The organism is Micromonospora sp. NBC_01405, from assembly GCF_045040155.1.
Taxonomy (GTDB): domain Bacteria; phylum Actinomycetota; class Actinomycetes; order Mycobacteriales; family Micromonosporaceae; genus Micromonospora.
Window position 1 is genome coordinate 1,628,771 of record NZ_CP109532.1, and the last position, 26,251, is coordinate 1,655,021.

Genomic DNA, 26,251 nt, shown 5'->3' on the forward strand with positions numbered 1-26,251 from the left:
TCTCCTAATCGTTGTGTCGCGGGTCAGGTGTAGGCGCGGCGGGGCACAACGGCCAGCACGTCGCGGACGGTGTGGAGCACTTCCTCCCGGGCGGTGTGGACGAAGAAGTGCCCGCCGGGAAAGAACCGTTCGACGGGCGGCGCGACGGTGTGGGTGCGCCACCCGTCGGCCTGGTAGTCGGTGACCGAGGTGTCGCTGACCCCGCGCAGCACCGTCACCGGGAGGTCCAGCGGCGGCAGCGGGTCCACGGTCCAGGTCTCCAGGACCTGGTAGTCGGCGCGCAGGATCGGGGTGAACATGGCCAGCAGATCGCGGCTGGCCAGCAGCTCCGGGGGCATTCCGTCGTAGTCGATGGTGCGTTGCAGCAGGGCGTCGTCGCTGAGCAGGTGCATCACGTCGGTGGGGTCCCGGCGGCAGGGGCTGCCTGCTCCGGAGACGATCAGAGCCGCCGGCGGAACGCCCTCCCGGCACAGCTCGCGGGCCAGCCCGAAGGCGACCGACGCGCCCAGACTGTGCCCGAACAGCACCACCGGCCGGGGTCGCAGCGCGGCGACCTGAGGGGTCAGCCCGCGCAGGATGTCGGTCATCGAGGTCAGCGCCGGCTTGCCGAACAGCTGTTCCCGGCCCGGGAGCAGGACGGCGGTGACCGTGGCCAGGCTCGCCAGGTCGGCGGCCCAGTCCCGGAACGGCGCGACGCCGCTGCCGGCGTACGGGACGACGACCAGCACCGGGCGATCGTCGGCGGGGCCCGGCGGGGGGACGAGACGGGCGACACTCATCGTTGCGCTCCGGGGGACGAGGGGTGTCCGGCGCCGGCGGTTCGCTGGTCGACGCAGGCGATCCGGAACTCGGCGGTGTACCGGCGACCCGCCCCGTCGGTCAGCCAGAGCTGATCGGGAGCGGGCAGCATCTCCACGAAGGTGACCCGCCCCGTCGGCTCGACGATCCGCTGTCGCCGGATGTGCGTGAGCAGCACCTCCACCGACAGCGGATTGTCGAAGTCCAGGTGGAACGGTTTGCGCTCGCCGCCGACGGTGACGAACACGTGCCGGGGCATGTCCCGGGCCGCGCCGACGGCCCGCAGCTCGCCGTACGCCCGGTCGCCGCTCTGCTTCGAATTGGGCAACTCGGGGTAGGACAACGTCCAGCTCTCCCGCTGCACCACCAGGTCGTCGATGCTCAGCCGGGGGCGGTGGTCGGCCGCCGGCAGGACCCCGAACCGGGTGGCCGCCGCGTTGGCCAGCAGCTCACCGAGGACGGTGGGCACGTCACCGGCGTACTCCGGGTCGACCGACGAGGTGATGACGACCCGGTCGCCGACGCGGGTCGCGCGCAGCGCCGACACCGGGAGCAGCCGGGCGTCCCGGGGGTGGTACGGCGCGCCGGAGCCCAGCCCCAGGTAGGTGGCGGACGGCGACAGATAGGCCGACGGCGGGACGGTCCGGGAGTTGATCTGCTCGTGGTCCAGCGGGTACAGCGGCGTCACCCGCTCGGCGGGGACGCTGCGGTCCAGCCATTCGTGCCACCGGTCGCGGTCCGGATGCCAGGCGTCGGCGGCCAACACGTCCATGGTGTTGTGGGCCGGGTGCAGTTCGCCGAGGACAGCCAGGAACCGCCCGTCGCGCAGGTCCGCCGCCGACCGGGCGGCGATCATCAGGTCGGGGCTGTACAGCCGGGTGCCGCGCCAGCCCACCACGTCGTGGGCGAAGGCGGACTCGACCAGGGGACGCAGGGCGGCCGCGTCGTGCCCGATCCGCCGCCGGCCCGGGTCGGCTCCGGCGACCAGGAGGGCGTGCCAGGTCCGGCGCAGCCGCTGCGCGACGGCGTCGGCCGGGGACGCGGCACCCCACTCGGTCGTGCCGGCCACCGCCGTCAGGACCTCCGACAGCGGCACCCCGGCGCCGGGTGCCGGCTCGCGCTCGGTGATCAGGTCCGCGACGAACCGCTCGTACTCCTGGGCCACCGCCCGGGTGAACCAGGCCGCGCTGAACAGCAACAGTTCCAGGGCGGGACGGATCCGGTCCAGCACATCGGCGCCGAGGCGAACCGGAAGGTCGCCCAGGCAGTCCTCGTAGACCACTCCCCGCCCGGCGTAGAAACGGCCGGCACCACGCTGGGGAGCATGCCCGGTGATTCCGACGAACGACTGGTCGAGGCCGTCGAGGGCATCGGCGAGCCGGTCGGCGTCCCCGGCGGCGTCGGCGACCCGGTTCCGGGCCGCCACCAACTCGGCCAGGTCCGCCTGCGCCGCCACCCGGCGACCCGGATCGGCGACCCGGGCGAGTTGGCCGCGCAGGTGTGCCTCCGGATCGACCCGCCGGGGCACCACCAGCCCGGCGGTGAGGACTCCCATCGCCCGCAGCCGGGTCAGGGCGGCGTTGACCTCCGGCGCGGGGAGGTCGGCGAGTTCGTCCACCACGTCGGCGACGGTCCGGGTGCCGTCGCACACCTCGACGACCCGGCGCGGCAGCGCGGCCAGCCGCATCGGGGCGTTGTCGGCCAGCAGCACCCCGTCGGCGACGACGGCCACCCCGGCGGCCAGCCTCGGGATGGTCCACGGGTCGAGGCCGTGCCGGGTCTCGATCGCGGCGGCCGCCGCCCGCAGCGCCCAGTGCTCGAAGAACACCCCACGTCGGAGCAGCCGGCCGGTCACCGGGCCGACGTCGGTGGCGCCGGCGGTGACCGAGCCCCAGACGATCGGCCCGAAGAACCCGATGGTGTCGTTCTTCGCGCAGTACCGGGCCGCGTACGCCCAGAGCCGACGCTGCGCCTCGCGGCGTCGCTGCGGTCGCGTGGAGTCGAGATTGCGCCGCGCCTGCTGGAACATGCCCCGGTTCTGCCAGGTCAACGCCTCGGCGAACAGCGGCTGCCGGACGATCTCGGCCAGGGCCCGTTCCCCGGCGGCCCGCGCGGAGGCGTGGTCGGCCCCCGGCTCGACGAGGAGCCAGTCCATCGGCATGCCGGCCACCCGGGCGAAGACCGACGGCAGGAGCGCCCAGTCCGGCCCGTACGGCAGCGGGCCGGCCGGCTCGTGCGGGGCATGGTCGATCGCAGCGGTCACTGTGGTTCCAGCGCCCGGCGGAGGCTGAGCGGGCGCATGTCCACCCACACCTTCTCGATGTGGTCGAGGCACTCCCGGACGCGTCCGGTCACCCCGACCTCGCGCCAACCGTCCGGTACCTCCCGGTCGACCGGCCAGACGGAGTACTGCTCCTCGTGGTTGACCACGACGGCGTAGATGATGGTGTCGTCGTCCTCGTCAAACAGCGCCATGAGTCTTCTCCTCCTCGATGTGGTCAGGCAGGTTCTCCATCTCCTCGCTGAACAGGGCGGCGAACTTCTCGATGCCGGCCTGGTCGAAGTGCGCGGAGCTGTAGTTGACGGCGAACTGGAACCGGCCGTCCGCGACGCCGGTCTCCACGTCGATCAACTGGTCGCGGCGGGTGCTCGGGTCGGCGATCAGCGCCGGCACCGGCACCACGCTCAACCCGTGCCGGTGGGAGCCGTCGACGTCGGCCGACATGGTCCCGGTGTGGTTCAGCGCGATCTGTGGCAGCGGAACATCGGCCAGGGCCGAGCGCGGTTCGGCGTCGCGGAGCAGCCCGAACGACGACACCGGGCGGGGCACCGACTCGACCAGCCGGCGCACCCGCCACCAGGTGTCGGAGAAGGACTCGGTGGGCCGGTACGGCACGGTCGCCGGGTACAGCGCGGTGAACCACCCGACGGCGGCGCTGGTGTCCACGCCGCCCAGGGTGGTGTCCCGGCCGTGGGTCTCCACGAACAGGTACAGATCCTCCCCGGACCACCGGCTGTAGGCGCGGGAGAACACGGCCAGCAGGGTGACCAGGACCGGGCTGGCGGTGCCGCCGTCGGCGCGCAGCCGATGCAGCGCGTCGGTGGCCGTCGGGGACACCTCCCCCTCGACACTCCGGACCCCGGCCAGGGTGTTCTCGCCGCCCGACTCCGTGGTCGGGACCGGACGGGGAGTGCCGATCGTCGACAGCCAGGCCGACTCCAACTCCCGCAGGGACCCGGTCTGCGCGGCCGCCGCGACGGCGTACTCGGGGTAGCCGGCCATCGGCGTGTCCCGGGGCGGTCCCCCGGCGGCCAGGGCGGTGTAGTTGCCGAGGAAGTCCTGGATCACCAACCGCCACGAGTAGATGTCCATGACCAGGTGATGCACGGCGAAGTAGAGGGTGGTCTCCTTGTCGTCGAGCACCACCAGGCAGGACCAGAGCGGGCTGGTGGCCAGGTCGAGGCCGGAACGGTGGCCGTCGAGCAGGGACCGGTGGGTGGCCGCCCGATCGTCGGGACGCCCCCGCAGGTCCACCACCCGGAGGGTCACCAGCGCGTCGGGTGCCGCCTCGACCCACTGCCGCCAGCCGTCGGAGGTGCGCCGGAACCGGGTCCGCAGGGCGCCGTGCCGGCGGGCGACGGCCTCCAGCGCCGCCCGTACGGTGTCCGGGTCGAGGGCCTGGGCCAGCCGGATGCCCTGGGCCATGTCGAAGTGGGCCGGGTCGACGCCGGCGTGGTCCAGGAACAGCCGCTGGATCGGCAGCAACGGGACTTCACCCTCGTGGACCGAGGTCGCCACGGCCGTGTCGGGCTCCCGGGCGTCCACGTAGGCGGCCAGTTCAGCCACCGTCTGGTAGGCGAACACATCGCGTGGTTGCAGGTCGATGCCCTGCCCGGCGGCCCGGCCCTTGACCCGCAACCCGGCGATCGAGTCGCCGCCGAGGTCGAAGAAGTTGTCCCGGACACCGACCACGTCGACCCCGAGGACCTCCCGCCACACCTCGGCCAGGATCCGCTCCGTCGGGGTGGACGGCTCGACGTGGCCGGCGACGGTGGGACGGCCGTCCACGGTGGCCGGCAGCGCCGCGCGGTCCAGCTTGCCGTTCGCGGTGACCGGCAGGGCGTCGATCTGGACCAGCATCGGCACGGCGTACGACGGCAGCAGTGCGCGCAGGTGGGCCCGTACCTGTTCGGTGTCCAGGGCCGTGGTCTGGGAGGTCACGAACCCCACCAGGTGTCCGTCGCGGACCGTGACCGCGGCGCCGGCCACGTCGGGGTGGACGAGGAGTGCCGCCTCCACCTCCTGCGGCTCGATCCGGTGACCGTTGACCGACAGTTGCGCGTCGACCCGGCCGAGCAGGTGCAGCCGTCCCCGTCCGTCGATCGTGCCCAGGTCACCGGTGCGGTACGCCCGCGCGCCGGCCCGGCCGGGGCGGGCGTCGGGGACGAACCGCAGGGCGGTGCGGGCCGGATCCCGGTCGTACCCGCGGGCCAGCGTGGGGCCGCTGAGCCACACCTCGCCCCGGGCCCCCACCGGGGCCGGCCTGCCGGTCCCGTCCACGAGGAGCGCGTCCACCCCCGGGTACGTGGCGTCCAGCCAGAGCGTCTCGGCCTGGCCGGCGACGGTGCCCAGGACCGCGTACGCGCTGTCGATGCTGGTCTCGGTAATGCCGTACGCGTTGACCACCCGGGTCCGCGCGCCGGCGACCTCGGCGAGGCGGACGTAGTCGCGGGCGAACCAGGACTCCCCGCCGATCAGGACGGTGCTGAGCTGGTCGAGGCGCTGCCCGGACAGCTCCACCTCGTCCATCAGGGGACGCAGCAGGCTGGGCGGAATGTCCACGACGTCTACCTGCTCGTCGAGGATCAGGTCGAGCAGCGCCGCCGGGTCCTCCCCGGCGGCCCGGGAGGCCACGACCACCGTCCGGCCGGCGCACAGCGCCCGGAGCACCTCGCCGATCGCCACGTCGAAGGCCGGGTTGGCCAGATGCAGGTGGTTGCGGGTACGGGCGGCGAACGAGTGGGCCGTCTCCCACCCCGCCACCGCTGCGGCGAGGGCACCGTGCTCGATGACGACCGGCTTGGATCGCCCGGTGGTCCCCGAGGTGAAGATCGTGTACGCCGCTTCGGTGCGGCCCGCCTCCACCGGCTCCTGGGCGTCGACGCCGTCGGCGTCGGCGTCGGCGAGGAGATCGGTCAGGGACAGCACCGGGGCGTCGGTGGCCACGACGGCCGGATCGTCGGTGAGGACCACGGTGAGGTCGACCTGGGCCAGCAGCGCGGTGGTCCGGGCCGCCGGCCAGGCCGGGTCCAGCGGCACGAACTGGCCGCCGGCGAACCACACCGCCAGGGTCGCCGCGACCCGGTCGACGCCACGATCGGCGAGCAGGGCGACCGTCCCGCCGGGGACGACACCGTGCCGGCGCAGCCGGCCGGCCCCCCGGTCGGCGGCGTGCAGCAGCGCCGCGTAACTCACCCGACGGGGACCGTCGACCACGGCCACCGCGTCGGGGGACGCCGCCGCCACGGCCCGGAACACCGCCGGCACCAGCGGCGGCTCCGCGACAGCCGGCGACCCGCCGGTCAGCGAAGGAGCCGCCGGCACCGCCGCCAGCAGGTCGGCCACCCCGGACGCGCTGCCGTCGGCCAGCGCCCGGAGGACCGCAACGAACCCGTCGAGCATCGCATGGGCCGCCGGAGCCGGGACCTTGGCGTCGTCGTGGAACAGCTCGACCACCGTCTCCGCCCCGCCCGCCACGCTGAGCACGAGCGGGTGGGCGAGTTCCTCCCGGGAGGTGGCCGCGACGATGTCCACCGGGGGACGCCGGTCACCGAACCTGTCGTCGGTGATCAGCGGGTAGTTCTCGACGACCACGATGGTCTCGAAGAGGCTCCGGTGCCGGGGCACCTCGGCCACCGACCGGATGTCGCGCAGCGACGCCTCCTCGTACTCCCGGCTGGCCAGGAAGCGCCGCTGGAGGTCCTGCAACCAGGTCGCCACCGGCACCCGCCGGGGCAGCCGGGCCCGTACCGGGAGGGTGTTGATGAACAGGCCGACCATCGTCTCCGCCCCGGGCACGGCCGCCGGCCGCCCGGAGACGGTGGCGCCGAACAACACGTCGTCGCGGCCGCTGAACCGGGCCAGGACGACCGTCCAGGCGGCCTGGATCAGGGTGTTGAGGGTGACTCGTTCCTGCTTGGCCCGCTGGACGAGCCGCGTCGACTCCACGGCCGGCAGGGTCGCGGCGAGGACCTGGCGGCCCCGGTCGACCGCACCGGGCGCCGGCGCCGGCAGGGGCGTCGGCTCGGTGAACCCCCGCAGCGCCCGCCGCCAGTGTTCCAGCACCTGCCCCCGGTCCCGCCCGGCGGTCCACCGCAGGTAGTCGCGGTAGTCGGCGGTCGGGAGGAGATCGATCGGGGCCCCGGCGCACCGTTGGCCGTACGCGACGAAGACGTCACTGACCACGATCGGGATGGACCAGCCGTCGATCATGATGTGGTGCGAGGTCCACACCATCTCCCACGTGCCGTCGGCGCGTTCGAGCAGTCTTACCCGGTGCAGGGGCGCACGTTCCAGGTCGAACCCCGCGTCCAGGTCCCGCCGGAGGTGCTCGTCGAGGGCGTCGTCGTCGTGCACCCCGTCGACGACCTCGAGCAGGTCGAACGGCTGCCGGTACACGGCCTGCACCGGGGCGGTCAGCCCGGTGTACGCCACGCAGGCCCGCAGCGCCTGATGCTTGGCGGCGACCGCGGTCCACGCCGACCGCAGCGCATCGGCGTCCACCGCCCCGCGCAGGGTGTAGCGGACCTGGCTCAGGTACGCACGGGCGTCTCCGGCGTCGAGAGACTCCAGCAGCATCCCCTCCTGTAGCGGGGTCAGCGGGTAGATCGCCTCAACCAGGCTCGGGCCACTCATCGGGAACGCTCCTCTCCGTTGCTGCTCAGCCGCGCGATCAGGGCACGGGCGGTCTCCTCGTCGAGGCCAGCCAGGCTGACGTCGACGCCGTCGAGCGACGCGGCGGGGTGGGCCGCCGGCTCCGGCTCGCCGGCCGGGTCGACGATCCCGCCGGCGTTCGGGTGCACCCCGCCGCCGGCCCGGGCGGATCGGTCCGCCGGGTCCGGACCGGTCGGGACGTCCGCCCCAGCCGATCCGGCCCGTCCGTCGTCGGCCGGGCCCGGCCCGTCAGGCCCGGCCGCCGACTCCGCGGTAGCGGCAACCGTGGTCGCCCCCGCAGCCACCTCCGCCAGGGTCTGCGGGCCGAGCATGTCGGCGACCGCGACCTGGAGTCCCCGCGCCTTGACCCGGGCGACCGTCCGCAACGCGGTGATCGAGTCCCCACCGAGGTCGAGGAAGTTGTCGTGGACACCGATCCGCTCAGCGCCGAGGACCTCCCGCCACACGTCGGCCAGGGTCCGTTCGGCGGCGCTGGACGCCGCGACGAACTCCGCCGTCGACACGTCCTGGGTGAACACCACGTCCGGCAACCGCCCACGGTCGACCTTGCCGTTGGCGTTCAACGGCAGGTCGTCGGCACGGACCAGGCGGGGCACCAGGTGACCCGGGAGCAGGTCCCGCAGCCGTCCCCGCAGGGCGGCGAGGTCGATCTCGTCCTGCTTCGGGACGACGAACGCCACGAGTTGGCCGTGTCGTACCGCGACCGCCACCCGGGCGACCTCGGCGAGCCCGGCCAGCACCGCCTCGATCTCCCCCGGTTCGATCCGGTACCCGTTGAGCTTGACCTGGTCGTCGACGCGACCGGCGAAGTGGAGCACCCCGTCGGCCCGTCGGTGGGCCCGGTCCCCGGTGCGGTACATCCGCGATCCCGGCGCCCCGAACGGGTCGGGGACGAACCGCAGGGCGGTCCGCGCCGGGTCGCCGAGGTAGCCACGGGCCAGTCCGGCGCCGCCGATGAAGACCTCACCGACCATCTCGTCGGGCACCTGCCGCAGCCCCGCCCCGATGACGTGGGCGGCCTCACCGGGCAGCGCTCGACCGACCGGCACCACCGCCGGGTCGAGGTCGTCCGGGGTCACCGGGTGGACCGTGGACCAGATGGTGGTCTCGGTCGGCCCGTACCAGTTGTGCACCGCCCCGGCCCGGTCCAGCAGCGACCGCCCCAGCCGGGCGGTCAACGCCTCGCCGCCGGTCCACGCCTCGATCCCGCGCAGGTCGGCGTCCCCGTCGAGCAGTTCGGTCCAGAGCGAGGGCGTGGCCTGGACCATGGTCACCCCGGCACGACGCACCACCGTGGCGAACTCGTCCGGGTCGAAGCGCCCGCCCCGGTCGAAGACCACCACCCCGGCGCCGTGGGCCAGCGGGATCAGCAGTTCCGCGACGGAGATGTCGAACGACGCGTTGGTGGCGGCCAGCATCACCGCCCCCGGGCCGTACCGGTCGCCGATCGCGACGTCGAACGCGGTCAACGCGCCGTGCGGGATCATGACGCCCTTCGGCTCCCCGGTCGACCCGGAGGTGAACATCAGGTACGCCAGTTCCCCCGGGTGCGTGGCGACCGGAGGCCCGGCCGGCGTGGGGTGTGCCGCCAGGTCGTCGACGTCGAGGACCGGGATCTCCGGGGCCAGGTGTGGCCGGGTGGGGGTGGCCGCGACCACGTGCCGCAGGGCCGCCCGGTCGCGGATCACCCGCTGGCGGGCCACCGGCAGGTCGGGGTCGACCGGGACGTACACCGCGCCGACGCTGAGGACGGCGAGGATGGTCACCACCAACCGGTGGTCGCGGGGCAGGCAGACCCCGACGGTGTCGCCCCGCCCGACGCCGGCCGCCCGCAGCCCGCCGGCGGCCCGCCCGACCGCGTCGGCCAGTTGCCGGTACGTGAGCACGGCGCCACCGGCGTCGCGCACCGCGACCTGGTCCGGCCAGCGGGCCGCCCGGTCGATGACGGTCTCGTGCAGCCCCGGGAGGATGCCCGGATCCGGTGCCAGGGTGGCGGTCGGGGTGTCCCCCGTCGACCACGCCACGTCGGTCACCGGCAGGCTCGGGTCGGCGGCCATCGCGGTGAGCACGGCGCGGTAACAGGAGAGCAGGGACTCCACGGCGGCGTCGGTGAAGTGCCGCGGGGAGGCCATCAGGATGAGGACCAGGTGGTCGCTGTCGTCGGCGGCACCGTGGTCGAACGACACGTACAGGGGGTAGTTGGTGGGGGCCTCCTCCTCCAGGTGCCCCACCCGGCGGACGTCGCCACCGCTGCTCACCCGCTTCATCGCGTGGAACCGGGTGTAGTTGAACGCGGTCGTCATCAGCTGCTGCCGGCCGAACGCCAGTTCCGTCGCCACTCCCGGGTAGGTACGGAAGCGCAGCAGCCGGCTCTCCTCGGCCAGGCAGGCCCGGGCCAGGTCGGCGAGGTCGCGCCCACCGACGCTGACGGTCAGCGGCAGGGTGTTCAGGTACAGGCCCCGGGTCTGGGTGCTGCCGGCCGTCTCCGGCCGACCGTTGGTCACCATCCCCAGGGTGACCACGTCCGCGTTGGACAGGACGGACATCACCACCGCGTGCGCCGCCAGCAGCAGGCTCTTCATCGGCAGGCGCAGCCGGATCGTCGCCGCCTCCAGCCCGCGTTGCACCTCGGGGTCGAGCGGCAGCAGGGCCCGCTGCCGGTGTCCGGGCGCGCCGCCCTCGGTCCGGGTCGGGATCCGCACCGGCCGGGCCCGGGCGATGACGTCCCGGAACAGTTCGACCGCCGCCGGGTCGGCCAGGGTGCGCCGCTCCCGCCAGACGTGGTCGCCGAACGAGTCCGGCGGCGGGACGAGCCGGGCGAGTGGCCGGTTGTCCCGGGCGGCGGCGCACACCCGGTCGTACTCCTCCAGGACCTCGGTGAGGGTGGAGGTGAAGCTCCAGCCGTCCAGGATGGCGTGGCACTCCACCGCGCTGAACCAGAACTCCGTGTCGGAAACGCGGTGGGCGGTGAACCGGACCAGGGGCGGGCGGGTCAGATCGAACGGCTGGCGGCGCTGCTCGGCCATCCATTCCCGCAGGTCCCGTTGGACCTCGGCGTCGTCCCGGTCCCGCCAGTCGACCACGGGCAGGTCGACCCCGACGTGCCGCCAGACCAGTTGCAGCGGCTCGGAACAGGTGGCGAGGTCGAATCCGCTGCGCAGCACCGGGTGCCGCTGGACGACCCGGTCGAACGCCTGCCGCAGCAGCGCACCGTCGAAGACGGCGCACCGCACCAGGGTGGTGGTGACGTTCAGGTAGCTGTTCTGTTCCAGTTGGTGAAAGAGCATTCCCTGCTGCAGCAGGGTCAGCGGGTACGCGTCCTCCACCCCGGCGGGCAGCAGGTCGGTGTCTGCGGGAGCGAGCAGTTGCCGGTGGTCCGCCCGGCCGACCGGGGCTACCGACGCGTCCCCGGCCTCCGTCGGCTCCGCCGCCGTCGTGCCGGGGACGGCCGCGATCACGTCCCGGATCGACTGGTGGTCGAAGATGTCGGCGACGGTGACCGGCAGTCCCCGGGCGGACATCGCCGTGGCCGCCTGGACCGCCAGGATCGAGTCCCCGCCGAGGGCGAAGAAGTTGTCGGTCACCCGGACGTCGGCGACGCCGAGGAGGTCCTGCCAGACCGCGACCGCCGCCCGTTCCCGGTCGTCGACGGGGTGCCCGCCGTCGGCCGGGCCGGACCGCTGGGGGGCCAGGTCCGCGGCCAGGGCCAGCAGGGCCCGCCGGTCGAGCTTGCCGTTGACGGTGCGGGGCAGCCGGTCGAGCCGGTGCACCCGGGGAACCATGTGGTCGGGGAGCCGGACGGCGACGAAGGCACGGATCTGATCCGGGTCGGCCGCCGGGCCGGCCTGCACGAAGCCGATCAACCCGACGCCGGAACGCCCGACCTGGGCGGCTGTCACGGCGGCGTCCGTCACGTCCGGGTGGGCGAGCAGGGCGTGCTCGACCTCGGCGGGTTCGATCCGGAATCCGCGTACCTTGAGCTGCTCGTCGACGCGTCCGAGGTAGTCGAGGTCGCCGTCGGCACGCTCACGGACCCGGTCGCCGGTGCGGTACATCCGGCCACCGCCACCGGTGAGGTCGGGGACGAACCGCAGGGCGGTACGGGCCGGGGAGCTGGCGTACCCGAGGCTCACCCCGGCTCCCGCGACCATGAGTTCCCCGGCGAACCCGACGGGCTGGCGGTTGAGGTCGGTGTCGACCACCACCGTGGCGAGGGTGGGCAGCGGCCGGCCGATCGGGCTCGCGACGCCGATGTCGTCGCGGGTGATGTCCCGCCACGTCACGTGCACGGTCGTCTCGGTGATGCCGTACATGTTGACCATGCGAGGGGTCCGGTCACCGAGGCGTTCGAACCAGCCCGCCAGGGTGGCCGGCCGCAACGCCTCGCCGCCGAACACCACCAGCCTCAGCGAGTCCGGCGTCCCGAGGCCGTCCTCGGTGACAGCCTGGGTCAGCGACCCGAACGCGGTCGGCGTCTGGTTGACGACGGTGACCCGTTCGTCGTGGAGCAGCCGGAGGAAGCGCTGCGGCGTCCGGGCGGTGTCCCGGTCGACCAGGACGACGGTGGCGCCGTCGACCAGCGGCGCCCAGATCTCCCACACCGAGAAGTCGAACGCGACCGAGTGGAACACGCTCCACCGGTCGTCGGGGCGCAGGTCGAGCAGGTCCCGCGCCCCGTCGATCAGGGAGCCGAGGTTGGCGTGGGTGACGGCGACACCCTTCGGGGCGCCGGTCGAACCGGAGGTGTAGATCCGGTACAGCGGGGCGGACCACGGGATCGGCGCCCGATCCGGTGCGGTGTCCGGTCGCGGTGACCGCCGGCAGTCGTCGACGTCCACGACCTGCCGGCCGGACGGCACCTCGGAGATGCTCGCATCGGCGATCACGGTGTCGACGCCCGCCTGGTCGAGGATCTGGCGGATCCGGTCCCGGGGGTGCGCGGCATCCAGCGGGACGTAGGTGCGGCCCGCCTTCGCCGCCGCGAGGATGGCGGCGAGCATCCCCGGGGTGCGACCGGTGAGGATGGCGACCGGCGGGGCGTCCGGGCCGACCGGGGCGTCCGGGCCGACCGGGCGCAGCCGGGCCGCGATCCGGTCCGCCCAGGCGTCCAGTTCGCCGTAGGTGGTCCCGTCGGCGACCGCGATCCGGCCGGGGTGGCGGGCGGCGGTCTCCTCGAACCAGCCGACCACGCCCCGGTTCCCCCGTCCGGTCCACCCGGGGGCGACGGCCGGGCGGCGGTCGTCGAGGAGGACCGCCGACAGGGCGGCCTGCGGTCGGGCCACCACCGCGGCCAGCGCCCGCCGGTAGCTGTCCAGCAGGGAGCGGGCGATGTCGTCGGGGTACGCCGCGACGTCGTGCTCCAGCCACAGCCGGGAGCCGGCCCCGACGTCCTCCACCTGCAGGGTCAGGTCGAACTTCGCGGTGCCCAGGTCGACGTCGAGCCGTTCCACCACCAGCCCGGCCACCTGGGTCGCCTCCCGCTCCTGGGTGCGGTGGTGGCTGAACACCGCCCGGACCAGCGTCCGGTCGCCGCCCCGGACCCCTCCGGCGAGGTGATCGGCCACCTCGTCGAACGGGGTGTCCCGGTGGGCGATCGCCTGGATCAGCGCCCGCTGCTCGGCACGCAGCAGGTCGGCGACGGTGATCGTCGCCCGGGTCGGGTTGCGCAGGCAGACCAGGTTGACGAAGTTGCCCAGTTCCCCGGCGTCCTGCTTGGCGCGGAGGCTGACCGGGAGGCCGACGAGGATGTCGTCGTGGCTGTACAACGCCCGCAGGACGAGCCGGTACGCGGCGGCGAAAACCGCCGGCCGGGTCACCCCGTACCGCCGGACGAGGGCGTCGATCCCCTCGTTCAGGTCGGCGTCGAGGCGGTGGCCGACGCGCCGGCCACGGCGGGGACCGGCCGGGCGGGCGCCGATCGTGGGCGGGTCCACCGGCTCGACCCCGTCCAGGCTGGCCCGCCACCAGGCCGCGCTCTCGGGCGACCGGGGCAGCGGCGGGCGCTGGCCGGGCAGGACCGGCGCGGGGCGCTGCGGAGCGCCCGCGTACCCGGCGAACAACTCGGTGAGCAGGGTGTCCAGCGCCGCGCCGTCGACCACGATGTGGTGGGCGGTCAGCAGCGCGACGGTACGGGTGCCGTCACCGGCCAACCGCAGCCGGGCCAGCGGGGCGGTACGCAGATCGAACGGTTCCGCCGCCGCGGCGGACAACCAGGTGTCCAGGTCCGGTGGGGTCTCGACGACCGGAGCCGGGGGGTGCGCCTGCGGCATCGTCTCGGCGTACGCCGTGCCGTCGTTGTCGGCGAACCGGGTGCGCAGCGTGGGGTGTCGGGCGACGAGCCCGGCGAACACGGCGGCGAGCCGACCCGGGTCCAGGTCGCCCCGGATGGCGACGGCGGCGGCGACGATGTACTCGGGGCTGCCCGGGTGCAGCCGGTCGAGGAACCACAGCCCGGCCTCGCTGGGCTCCAACGCCCGCCGGTCAGCGCCCGCCCCGGTGCCCGGGGCTCGCTCCGCCACCGCCGGCGCGGGCGTGAGCCCGGCGGCGGCCAACCGGCGCTGGAACTCGGCCATCCGCTCCGGATCGTTGAGCTGCAACGTCATTGCGGGCTGCCTCCGAATACCTCCAGCGCGATGCCCGCTGTCGGCCCGGCGCTGTCGCCGGCGATGGCCCGGATCTCGTCCGCCATCGCCGTGACCGTCCGTACCTCGAACGCCCGCGCGATCGGGAAGTCGATGCTGAAGATGCGCTCGATGGTCTCCACCACGTGCAGGAGCGCGATCGAGTGTCCACCGGCCTCGAAGAAGTCGGTGGTGGCCGACGGGACCGGGGCGTGCAGGTGCGCCTGCCACACCGCGGCGACCAGCCGGACGACCGGGTCGTCGCCCAGGGCGGCGGTCCGGTCGGGCTCGGCGTCGTCGCCCCCGAGCCGGGCCAGCAGCGCCTGTCGGTCGATCTTGCCGTTCTCCGACACCGGCAGGGCCGGGACCGGCACGACGACCGGCACGGCCTGCGGGATGAGCCGGGACTCTGCCCAGGACCGCACCTGGGCGGCCAGGTCACCGGGTTCGGTGGCCGGATCGCAGGCGACCACGGCGGCGGCCAGCCGCGCCGTCCCGCCCTCGCCGACGAGGACGACCGCCGCCGCCTCGACCCCGGGGTGGGCGGTCAGGCACGCCTGCACCTCCCCCAGTTCGATCCGTACCCCGCGCACCTTCACCTGGTCGTCGCGGCGCCCGAGGAAGACCAGCACGCCGTCGGCACGGCGACGAACCCGGTCACCGGTGCGGTACATCCGGGCCCCGGCGCCCTCCGGGTCGGGCACGAACCGCAGGGCGGTGTCCCGCGGGGCGTCGATGTAACCCCGGGCGACCAGGGGCCCGGCCACGTACGCCTCGCCCTCGGTGGTCGGGCGGGCGTCGTCGTCGAGGACGTACAGCCGGGCCGGTGTGAGGGCCACCCCGACCAGCGCCGATCCGGGTTCGGCATCGGCCTGGACACCGGCGCAGATGACCGTCGACTCGGCCGGGCCGTAGAACACGCTCGGCCGGGCGCCGGCCGCGTGCAGCGCGGACAGGAGATCGGCCGACACCGGCTCGCCACCGGTGCCGACGGCAACATCGCGTACGGCGTCAGGCTCCAGGCGGAGCACCTCCTGCCAGAGGCTGGGGGTGGCGAAGGCCGCGGCGGGCCAGCCATGTCCCCGTACGGTTGCGAACGCCCGTACCACCGAGGCCGGGTCGAAGGTGACCGACTCGGTCGGGTAGACGACCGGGCCGCCGCGCAGGGCCGGCCAGCACATTTCCAGCACGCTCGCGTCGAAGGTGGGCGCGGCGAGCCCGACCAGGCACCGCGCTCCCGCCCATGGGTCGAAGGCGTCGAAGGCGTCGAGGAACGCGGCGAGCTGGCCGTGCTCCACCACGACGCCCTTCGGCTCCCCGGTCGAACCGGACGTGTGGATGATGTACGCCGCCTCGGATGGCAGCGGACGGTAATCGGACGCATCGGTGGGCCCGGCCCCGACGTGGTCCGCCGGTGCGGCGGGGGCATCGAGCGGCCAGGTGATCCGGGTCAACTCCGCCCCGCCGGTGGCGCCGTCCGTAGCGGGGACGTCGCCGGTGTCCCGGTCGGCGACCAACCATCCGGCGGCGCTGACCGAGGCGATCCGGCGCACCCGGTCCACCGGTGGGGTCGGGCCGAGCGGCACGTACACGGCGCCGAGCCGCCACAGCGCGTACGCCAATACCAGCGTGTCCAGCCGGGTCGCCAGCGACACCAGCACCCGGTCGCCGCGTTCGACACCCGATGTCCGCAGCCCGGCCGCCACCGCGCTCACCTGCCGGTCCAGCTCCGCGAAGTCGTACACCCGCTCGCCCTGCACGACGGCCGGACCGCCCGGCTGCCGCGCCACCCGGTCGGCCAACCGGTCGACCACCCCGGCCGTGGCACCGGCCCGCCCGACGTGGGTCTCGTCGCCCTGGTCGTCGCCCAGCTCCGCCACCAGCAGGTCCACCAGGTCGGCGGCCCGACGCCGGCCGACCTGGCCGGAGTCGAACCGGACGGCCAGGGTGTGCGCCCGACCGTTGGCGGTGACGGTGAGCACCAGCGGCGCCGGCAGGCCGAGCGAGGTCGGCTCGAACCAGTCCACCCGCAGTCCACCCACGGTCGCGGCCTCGTGGCCCTGCTCCCAGCCCACCATCGTCCGGAACACCGGGACGGCCCGGTCCGGCCGTCGGTCGGCGAGCGCCGTCACCCGGTCGAAGGGCACGAACCGGTACGCGTACGCCGCGGTCAGGCTCTCCTGCACCCGGGTGAGGTGCTCGGCACGGGTGCCGCCGGCCGACACGGCACGGACGGCTGCCGTGTTGAGGAACGGTCCCGGGACGCCGGCGCCCGTCGCGTCGCGCAGCGACACCGGCAGCCCGACGGCGAAGCCGGTGGAGCCGCTCCACCGGGCCAGCGCTCGCTGCCAGGCGGCCATCACCACCGAGTACGGGGTGACGCCGTGGCGCCGGGCCACCGCGTCGGCGAGATGCGCGTCGACCGGCACGGTGAGCCGCCGGGCCGCCGCGTCCTCCGGGTCCGGGCCGGCGGCCGACAGGTCGAGGTCGACCGTGCCGGCCAGCGCCCGTACGGCGTCGGGCAGCCGGTCGGCCGCCCGGCGGGTCCCCTCCTGCGCCCAGGCGGCGTCCGGGTACTGGATCACCGGATCCCGCTGGACCGGCTCGCCCCGCCGGGCGCGCCGGTAGTTGTCGAGGAGTTCCCGGACCAGGATGCCGACCGAGTCGCCGTCCACCGCGATGTGGTGCACCGCCAGGTGCAGAACGTGCTCACCGTCGTCGAGCACGGTCAGGTACGGCCGGAACCACGACTCCCGCAGGTCGAACGACCGCCGGATCTCCGCGGCCACGGCCCGGTCGGCGCCGGCCGTGTCCTGGGCGGTCCGGAGGGCGAGGTGACCGGCGAGGAGGTCCTCGTCGACGCCGTGCACCTCGGCGCGGACCCCGTCGCCCCACCCGACGATCCGGCTACGGAGCACTCCGTGCCGTTCGAGCAGCGCGGTCAGGGCGGCCCGCAGCGCGTCCACGTCGAGCGGTCCGGCCAGACGCAACGGGATCGGCACGACCTGGGCGGCCGGGCCCTGGAGCCGGGCGGCGAACCAGAACCGCTGCTGGGTGGGGGTCAGTGCCGTCCGGTCGCCCGGCTGTGGCCGGCGGGGCACCGCTGCGCCGTCGCCGGTGTCGTCCGGCCCGGCCTCCGGCAGCGCGCTGATCGCCGCGGCCAGCCGGTTCGGCGTCGGGTTGGCGAAGACCGTGGCCAGGTCGACGTCGCGGTGGAATGCCTCGGCGCACCGGGCGGCGAGCTGCGCCGCGCTCAGCGAGTCCCCGCCGCAGGCGAAAAAGTCACTGTCCACCTCGACTGTGGTGGCCAACAGCTCCCCGGCCAGGGCGGCCACCACCGCCGCCGCGCCGCCGGCGGGCGCGGGGGCGGCGGGCCCGGGGGCGGAGACGGGCGCGGCCGGATCGGTGGTGCGCTCCCGCAGGGCCTGACGGTCGGGCTTCTCCCCGGCGCTCCTGGGCAGGTCGTCCAGGACGTGCACCCGGCGGGGCGCGCCGACCTGCGGCAGCCGGCCGGACGCCGCGGTACGCAGCTCGGCCTCACCGACGGCGCGGCCCGGGCGGAGCACCACCCAACCCACGAAGTGCCGGTCCGGGCCGTCGGTGACCGTGGCCACCGCCTCGGCGACGTCGGGGTGGGCGCGCAACGCGGCCTCGACGTCACCGAGCTCGATCCGAACCCCCCGGACCTTCACCTGGTCGTCGGCGCGACGCAGGAACTCCAGTCCGCCGTCGGCCGGCGAGTGGCGGACCAGGTCGCCGGTCCGGTACAGCCGTTCCCCCGGTCGCGTCGGGTGCGGGACGAAGGCCAACGCGGTCGCCCGGGGATCGGCGAGGTAGCCGGTGGCGAGCGGCCCTCCGGCGAGCAGTTCCCCGACCTCCCCGGGGGCGACCGGGTCGAGCCGGGCGTCGACGACGAGGACCTCGTGGCCGGGTACGGCCGCGCCGATCGACGGGTACGCCGGCACCGCACCGTTCGCGGTCACGGACACCGTGCCGACCGTCGCGGTGATCACCGATTCCGTCGGACCGTATGCGTTGAGCAGGGCGATGCGTCGCGGGGCCGACGCCGCCCACCGGGCGACCGCCTCGGGGGTGAGGGCGTCCCCGCCGGCCAGGACGATGCGCAGGGCGCTGCCGGCGAGGTCCGCCCAGGTCGCCTGCGGTGCGCCCGTGAACTGGGCGAACCACGGCGTGGGCAGGTTCGCCACGGTCACCTCGGTCCGCCGGGAGATCCGACCGAAGTGGGCGGGATCCCACGGCTGCTCGCCGCGCAGGACCAGGGTGGCACCGGCCAGGAGTGGCACGATGACCTGCTCGATGGCCGCGTCGAAGCCGTGCTCGGCGAACTGGAGGTACCGGTCGGCGGGGCGGACGGCGAGCCGCTCGACCATGCCCCGGGCGTGTCGGAGAAGGGTGCCGGTCGCGACGTGGACGCCGCGCGGCACTCCGGTGCTCCCCGAGGTGAAGATCAGGTATCCGGGGGCGGTCGGCAGCTCCGGACCGGGCCGGCCCGGCAGCGGGCGAACCGTCAACCCGGCGCCGCCCACGTCGGTGATCTCCCAGGTGGCCGCCGCCTGCTGTGCGACGGCGGCGCGACGCGGACCGGGCAGCCGCCGCGACAGCGGCACGTACACCGTGTCGGCGGCCAGGCACGCCAGCAGCCCGATCAGGGCCGGCACGCCCCGCGTGGTGTCCACCACCACCCGGTCGCCGGGTCGCGCCCCGGCCGCCCGCAGCCGACCGGTGAGGTCGTCGACCGCGTCCCGCAGGTCCTGCCGGGTCAGCGTCCCGGTCTCCCCGTCGACGGCCGTGCGGGTCGGGTCGTCCGCCGCGTGCCCGCGCAGGACGTCGAGCAGCTCCGACCCCCCGGCGGGGTCGGCCCTCGGCCGTTCGGAGCTGGTCGGCTCCACGTCGGACGGTCCGGGGCCGGGCAGGTCCGCGGCGGTTCGGCCCAGGTCGGACGGGGCGGGGTGGGCGGGGGGCGGGGTCGAGCCGATCAACTCGGCCAGTTGGGCGTGGAAGGCCCGGGCCAGCCGGGCGATCGTGGCGGGACGGTACAGGGTCGGGTCGAAGACGAGTTTGGTGTGATAGCGCCGGCTGTCGTCGGCGATCTCCAGTACGACCGGCATCTCGGCTGCACCCGGAGAGGGGGGTCGCGGGACGAGATCCATCAGACGCGGGTCGACGGAGAACTTGTTGAAGCACACGCCGAGGCCGGCGGACGGGCCGGCGGACGGGCCGTAGACGCCCCGCCGGACCGCCTCCAGGGGCGCCTGGGTGGTCCCGAGTGCCCTCGCCACCGCCGCCGCGCAGGCCGCCACCGTGTCCCCGGCAGGAGCGAGCGGGTCGACAGTGACCCGGACCAGAGCGGTGTTGACGAACAGCCCCACTATCCGGGCCACGTCCTCGTGGTCGCGCACCGAGACCGGCATGCCCAGGACGAGGTCGGTACGGCCCGTCCAGGCCGCCACCACCCGGGCCCACGCGGCGAGGAGAAGCACCGTGTCGGTGGTCCGGCGGGCCTGCGCGGCCGCCCGGACCTCGTCGTGCAGCTCCGCCGGGAGCGCGACGTCGTGCTCGAAGGCGTCCGCCGGCACACCGACCAGCGGCGACGCGGGCCCAGCGGCCGGCGCGGGCCCACCGGTCGGCGCGGGCCCACCGGTCGGCGCGGGGTCGGCCGGGACCTCGACGAGGTCGGCCGGGATCCGTACGGGGTGGGGGGCGTCGCCGAGTGCCGCCACCGCCCGGTCGACCTCCGCGCGCAGCGCGGCACGTTGCTCCGCCGAGTCGCGCCAGATCGCGTAGTCGGGGTAGTCCATCCGCGCCGACGTGGGCCGGCCCGTGCTCAGCGTCTCCGCCAGGAGGGAAAGGGAGTGCCCGTCGCAGGTGAGGTGGTGCACGGAGATCAGCAGACGGCCCTTCCCGTCCGGCAGTAGCAGGTGGGTGAAGCGGACCAGCGGCTCGTGCTCCAGGTCGAACCGGTACCGGGCGGCCCGGGCACGGTGCCGGGCCAGCTCGGCCTGCGCCGCCACCGCCGAGAGGCCGCCCAGATCGACGTAGGACACCGGGAAGTCGGCGGCGGGACGCAGTCGGATCGAGGGCACCCCCGCCTCGACCACGACGGCACTGCGCAGGGCGGCGTGCTGGTCGACCAGGGTGCGGCAGGCCGCCACGATCACGTCCCGGTCCGGCCAGACCCCGATCTCCGTACTGAGCGTGAAGACCGGCAGCGGGCCGGCCAGCCGGTCGGCGAACCAGAGCCGCCGCTGCGCCTCCGTCATCGGCAACAGGTCCGGATAGTCGGAGAGCGGCGCCGGCCGTGACGGGGCCGGCGTCATGAACGACCGGCGTCCGGCGAGGATCTGGGCCCGCAGCTCCGCCCGGGTGGGTCGGTCCCCGCTCACGCCCAACCGTCCCCGGAGCCGGCGGTCTGGTCGACGAGCCTGTCCAACAGGGCGTCGAGCCGACCGTCCACGAGGACCGCGAGCCGACGCACCGTCGAGTGCTCGAACAGTTCGGCGACGGACAGTTGGATGCCGAACCGCTCCCGGGTCCGCGAGGACAGCTGGACCGCCGTCAACGACGAGCCGCCGAGGACGAGGAACTCGTCGTCGAGGCCGATCGGGGCGATGCCGAGCGCCTGCGCCCACAGTTCGGCGATGGCGCTCTCCACGTCGGTCTCCGGCGGGACGTACCCGCCGAGGTTCTCCGCGCGGGCGGTACCCGCGCCGGCCGTGGTGTCCTGGTGGGTCGTGACCGCGTCGGCGGAGAAGGCCCGCATCTCGTCGATCCGCTTCTGGAGCGGGCCCACCGAGGTGATCAGCTGTGGCTGGTCCGGCACCGCGAGCATCCGGCGGAACAGCTCGATCCCCTGCTCGCTGCTGATCAGCATCAGGGAGTCACCCGACGACGACCCGGTCGGCCCACCGGCCGCCGCCGGGCGGGTCGGTGGCGCGTCGGCGGAGGCGGAGGCCGCCCCCGCCGCAGTCTGGGCTCGCAGGATGTAGCTGTCCACCATCACGCAGACCCGCCCGTCGCGGTCGACGATGACCTCGTCGACCTCGATGAACTCGGGTCGGTCCGGGTCTTGCCGGTGCGTCTGCAGCACCCATGCCTCGGCCGGGATCGGCGAGTACACCCGCACACCCGCGTACGAGAACGGCAGGTAGCTCGCCGCCGCGCCGGACAGGCCGTGGGCGGCCTGGTCCAGCAGGGCCGGATGCAACCAGAGCCGGGGGTCGGCGTCATCGGCCACGAGCCGGGCGAGCCCGGTGTCCCCGTCGCGGAAGTACTCCCTGACCACGTCGAAGTACGGGCCGAAGGCCACCATCCCGGAGGACTGCCGTCGGGCGTCGACGGCCGGCAGCGCGGCCCGAACCCGGTCCAGGTCGACCGCCTCACCGGCCAGTTTGTCGATCGTCCGCAGCACGCCCTGGCAGTGCACCGTCCGGGGGCCCGCCCCGTCCGCACCGACCGTGATCTCGAACGGGGCGCCCTCGGCGGCTCGCTCCGGCGCGAACGACAGGGTCAGGGTGAGCGGGCCGGTGACCACGATCGGGTCGCTGAAGAGGAGGTCCTGGATCCGCACCGGCACCTCGCCCAGGGCGTGGTGGGCCGCCGCACGGACGGACTCCAGGAGCATCGTCGCCGGAACCACCGCCGCACCGGCGATCCGGTGCTCCATGAGGGCCCGGTGTCCGTCCGGGCTGAGCATCCCCTGGTACCGATGGGTGCCGTCCGCCTTCACGGTGACCGACTGCAGGAACGGATGGTCGAGGGATTCCGTCCGACCGCCCTGGCTGATCGCCCGCAGTGCCTGCACTCCCTGGGATGCGCCCTGGTCGGCCACCATGCCGACCTCGCGCCAGCCGACCCAGTTCATGGAGACGACCCGGGGACGGCCCGGCCGGTCGGCCACCGAGTTCGCGAACGCGTCCATGAACAGGTTCGCCGCGGCGTAGTCACACAGGCCGTACCCGGAGGTGACCGCGATGATGGACGAGCACAGCGCGACGAAGTCCAGTTCCGGATACTTCTCGGTGGTGAGTTGGTCGTACAGCGCCAGGACCGCGTCCACCTTCGGACGCAGGACCCTCGCCGCGTTCTGCTCGTCGTGCAGGGCGAGCAACTGCCCACCGGCCAGCCCGGCGGCGTGCACGATGCCGTGCACGGCACCGAACTCCGCCACGGTCTCCCCCAGCACCCCGGCCAGGGCGTCGGGATCGGTGATGTCGGCGGCGACCACCCGCACCTGGGCGCCGAGGCGCTCCATCCGCAGCACCGCCTCGATCCGCCGGCGCACCGTCTCGTCGGTATCCGCCGCCTCGGACAGATCCGCCCACCGGGCCCGCTCCGGCAGGCCGGTCCGGCCGACCAGGACCAGCCGGGCCTGTTCCGTCTCGGCCAGCGACTCGGCGATGGTGACGCCGAGGCCGCCGAGACCGCCGGTGATGACGTAGACCCCGCCGGGGCGCAGGGCGGACCGGTGGACCGGCCCGTGTCGCAGGGTGGCGTACGACCTGATCGCCCGCCGGTGCCCGCGCACCGCGACCACCTCGTCGGCGGGATGCCGGATCTCGTCGATCAGTCGGGTCGCGAGCACCCGCGCCGGGCCGATCCCGTCCAGGTCGATGTGACGTACCGTCACCAGCGAGGCCTCCCGCGGCAGCGCCCGGAACGGACCCAGTGCGGTCGCGCTGAACGGCACCGCCTCCTCACCGGCCACGGAGAACAGCCGGCTGGTGACCACGACCAGTTCCACCGGGTCGCGGACCACGTCGAGCAGGGCGCAGGCCAGGACGGCGGCCCGCCGGTACGACTGATGCGCCGGGGTCGGGTCGGTGCCGGTCGGGTGCCCCTGGAGGCCCGGCACGTCGTAGCCGACGACCACCCGGTCGGGTGCCTGACCGCTGTCCCACAGCTGCTCGATGACCGCCCGGATCTGAGTCGGGTCCTCCGGGTCGGCCTCGAAGACGCCGAAGTCCTCGATCAACGCCGGCCCCGCGTCGAGCCGGGTCACACTGGCGCCGTGAGCGAGGGCCGCGGCGGCGACCTCGGCGGTGAACGTCGGGTCGGTCCCGAGGACCAGCCAGTGCTCGCCGAAGACGTCCGCGGCCCCGGCGGTGCGCGGCGCCTGGGTCCAGACCGGCACGTAGAACGGGGTCTGCAGCGGTTCGTTCGGAATCTGCTCGGTCTCGGGCACCACGGTCCGGGCGGTCGGGTCGGGGTCGACCCAGTGCCGCCGTCGCTCGTACGGGTACCCGGGCAGCTCGACCCGGCGGGGCGCCGGCCCGGTGCGGACGGCGGCCAGGTCGACCGGCACCCCGGCGGCCCACAACGCCCCGGTGGTCGCCAGGACGTGGTCCCGCTCGTCGGTGCCCTCCCGCACGGTCGGCAGGCTGCCGGCCCACTGCGGGGTCATGCCCTGCGCGATCGCGGTCTGCCGGGCGAACGCGCCGAGCGCGCGTCCCGGGCCGACCTCCAGCAGGAACGGGTTTCCCCGGCGGATCAGCTGGGTGGCCGCGGCCCGGAACCGGACCGGCTGGCGCAAATGCGTGACCCAGTAGTCGGGGTGGGTGACCTGCTCCGGGTCGGCCCAGTCGCCGGTGACGTTGGACAGGAACGGCACGGTGGGTGCGGCGAGCCGGGTCGCGGCGACCACGGCGGCGTACTCGTCGAGGATCGGCTCCATCATCCGCGAGTGGAAGGCGTGCGAGGTGCGCAGCGGGGTGCCGGTGATCCCGATGTCCTCCAGCTCGGCGGCGAACCGGGCCACCGCCTCCTCGGTGCCGCTGACCACGCAGGCCGACGGGGAGTTGTCGGCGGCGATCTCCAGGTCCGGCGGGAGCAGGTCGGCCGCAGCTTCGACGCCGACCGGCAGGGCGAGCATCGCGCCCGGGGCGACGGACTGCATGAGCCGACCCCGGGCCGCCACCACGCGCAGCGCGTCCTCCAGGGAGAAGACCCCGGAGATGGCGGCGGCGGCGAGCTCACCGACGCTGTGCCCGATCAGCGCGGCCGGAACGACTCCCCGGGCCTTCCACAGGGCGGCCAACGCCCACTCCAGGGTGAAGATGGCCGGCTGGGTGACGGCGGTCTGGGCCAGGGCGGCCTGCGCCGCGTCGTCGGTCGGGTCGGCGTGCAGGAGGGTGCGCAGGTCCAGGCCGAGCAGGGGCGCGAGCAGGTCGCTGCAGGCGTCGACCGCTTCCCGGTACGCGGGCTCGGCCGCGTACAGCCCGCGCCCCGTCCCGGGGTGTTGGGCGCCCTGCCCGGGCAGGAGGAAGGCGACCTCGCGGTGACCGGTGACCGGGACGGCCGGGTGGGAGCCGGCGGCCCGCAGCCGGTCCACCGCCTCCGTCGTCGACCGGGCCGCCACCGCCCGTCGTACCGGGTGCGTCGTGCCCTCGTGCAGGGTGAACGCGACGTCGTCGAGGCGGACGTCGGCGGTCTCCAGGTGCGCCGCGAGCCGGTCCGCGACGGTGGCCAGCGCCTCCGGCGTACGCGCGGAGAGGGTGAGCAGGTGCGGCCCGACCGGATCGGGACGCTGCTCGGGCTCCGGTGCCGGAGCCACGAGGACGTGCGCATTGGTCCCGCCGATGCCGAACGAGCTGACCGCGGCGACCCGCCGGGCCTGACCGGTCCACGGCTGAGGCTCGGTGGCCAGCCGGAACGGGCTGTCGTCCAGCGTGATGGCCGGGTTCACCGGTGCCCAGTTGATCGTCGGCGGGATGACTCCCTCCCGGACCGCCAGGGTCGCCTTGATCAGTCCGGCCACCCCGGCGGCCGCTCCGAGATGCCCGACGTTGCCTTTCACCGACCCCAGCGCGCAGTAGCTGGCCTCGTCGGTGTCCGCCCGGTACGCCTGGGTCAGCGCGTTCACCTCGATCGGGTCGCCGACCACCGTGCCGGTGCCGTGGGCCTCCATCAGCCCGACCGCCCGGGCGGTCAGCCCCGCGCGTTCCAGGGCGGCGCGGACCACCTTGATCTGCCCGTCCACGCCGGGCGCCGCGAACCCGGCCCGGAGGCTGCCGTCGTTGGTGATCGCCGAGCCGAGCAGGACGCCGTGGATGAGGTCCCCGGCTGCCCGCGCGTCAGCCAGCCGCTTGAGCACCACCACCGCTCCGCCGTTGGAGAAGATGGTGCCGGAGGCGTCGGCGGAGAACGGGCGGACGTGGCCGTCGGCGGAACGGATTCCCCCGGCCTCGTACACGTAGCCCACGTCCAGGGGGAGGTCCACCTGGACGCCCCCGGCCACGGCCACGTCGATCTCACCGAGGAGCAGGGCCTGCACCCCGAGGTGCACGGCGACCAGGGAGGTGGAGCAGGCGGTGTACACGGACAGGCTCGGCCCTTGGAAGCCGAGCTTGTACGACACCAGGGGGGCGATGTAGTCGGGGCTGTTGCCGATGCGGATGCTCATCCCGCCGGCCGCGTCGGCCACCGTCGGGTTGGCCTCGATGTAGTCCTCGCGATAGTCGCTGGCCGCGCTGCCCCCGTACACGCCGACCCGGCCGAGGTCGCCCGCCGGGTCGTGCCCGCCCGCGGTCAGGCTGGAGTGGGCCAGCTCCAGGAAGAGCCGGAACTGCGGGTCGGCCAGGGCGGCTTCCCGCGGACTGAGGCCGAAGAAGTCGGCGTCGAACAGGTCGAGGTCGGCGGCGCCGGCGTAGACCCGCCGGTACTCGGGCCGGGACAGAGTCGACTCCTTGACGCCCCGCAGGCGCGCGACTTCGTCGTCGGTGACGGCCATCGCCTCGTGGCCGTCGAGGATGTTGCTCCAGAAGGTCTCGACGTTGTCCGCGCCGGGAACCCGGGCGGCCATCCCGACGATCGCAATCTCGCCCTGCTGTGTCATGTCTGTCTGGCCAATCCTTCGTTGCGC

The 26,251-nt window shown here is 74.5% G+C and carries 7 protein-coding genes; all 7 read right to left on the bottom strand.

Annotated elements, in window-relative coordinates:
* Nucleotides 1-23: 23 nt before the first annotated feature.
* From OG559_RS06335 to OG559_RS06365, 7 genes are read right to left on the bottom strand one after another with little or no spacing between them, the layout of a single operon-like run.
* Nucleotides 24-779: a thioesterase II family protein gene (locus tag OG559_RS06335; RefSeq protein WP_405113375.1), complete on the bottom strand. Its 756-nt coding sequence runs from the start codon at nucleotides 777-779 to the stop codon at nucleotides 24-26.
* Nucleotides 776-3,061 carry a lantibiotic dehydratase gene (locus tag OG559_RS06340; RefSeq protein WP_405113377.1) on the bottom strand — a complete coding sequence of 762 codons (2,286 nt, stop codon included), beginning with the start codon at nucleotides 3,059-3,061 and terminating at the stop codon, nucleotides 776-778. The genes OG559_RS06335 and OG559_RS06340 overlap by 4 nt, the downstream gene beginning before the upstream one ends.
* Nucleotides 3,058-3,273, bottom strand: coding sequence for an MbtH family NRPS accessory protein (locus tag OG559_RS06345; RefSeq protein WP_091621624.1), 216 nt, complete (start codon nucleotides 3,271-3,273; stop codon nucleotides 3,058-3,060). The genes OG559_RS06340 and OG559_RS06345 overlap by 4 nt, the downstream gene beginning before the upstream one ends.
* A complete protein-coding gene (locus OG559_RS06350; protein WP_405113380.1) occupies nucleotides 3,260-7,714 on the bottom strand; it encodes a condensation domain-containing protein in 4,455 nt (1,484 codons plus the stop codon). The genes OG559_RS06345 and OG559_RS06350 overlap by 14 nt, the downstream gene beginning before the upstream one ends.
* Nucleotides 7,711-14,355: an amino acid adenylation domain-containing protein gene (locus OG559_RS06355; protein ID WP_405113382.1), complete on the bottom strand. Its 6,645-nt coding sequence runs from the start codon at nucleotides 14,353-14,355 to the stop codon at nucleotides 7,711-7,713. Before OG559_RS06355 ends, OG559_RS06350 begins: the two co-directional genes overlap by 4 nt.
* Nucleotides 14,352-20,777: an AMP-binding protein gene (locus tag OG559_RS06360; protein WP_405113384.1), complete on the bottom strand. Its 6,426-nt coding sequence runs from the start codon at nucleotides 20,775-20,777 to the stop codon at nucleotides 14,352-14,354. Before OG559_RS06360 ends, OG559_RS06355 begins: the two co-directional genes overlap by 4 nt.
* Nucleotides 20,774-26,224: an SDR family NAD(P)-dependent oxidoreductase gene (locus tag OG559_RS06365; RefSeq protein WP_405113386.1), complete on the bottom strand. Its 5,451-nt coding sequence runs from the start codon at nucleotides 26,222-26,224 to the stop codon at nucleotides 20,774-20,776. Before OG559_RS06365 ends, OG559_RS06360 begins: the two co-directional genes overlap by 4 nt.
* Nucleotides 26,225-26,251 lie beyond the last annotated feature (27 nt).